This is a genomic window from Methylobacterium sp. AC832, from assembly GCF_979256025.1.
The window spans coordinates 1-248 of the sequence record NZ_CEEDMV010000065.1; the positions used below are offsets into that span (position 1 = coordinate 1).

Sequence of the window (248 nt, forward strand, 5' to 3'; positions counted from 1 at the left end):
CGACGGCACCACCGGATGGCTCAGGGCCGCGGCGGACGCGTTCCGCGTAGCCCCCGCCCGGTTCGCCGCGGCCACCGCCGCGGGATCGCGCCGCGCAGAACAGGCGCTGGCGCCCTCCAGGGCCATGCTCGCCCGCCGCCGCGTGTTCTTCTTCCCCGATTCGCAGCTCGAAATCCCCCGGGCGCGCTTCCTGTCGCGGGAACTGGGCGCCGAACTCGTCGAAATCGGCACGCCCTACCTGCATCGCG

At 74.2% G+C, this 248-nt stretch carries 1 pseudogene; it reads left to right on the forward strand.

Features of this window, described 5'->3' with window-relative positions:
- A pseudogene (locus tag AC0IXR_RS25120) lies at positions 1 to 248 on the forward strand (ferredoxin:protochlorophyllide reductase (ATP-dependent) subunit N); the annotation flags it as partial.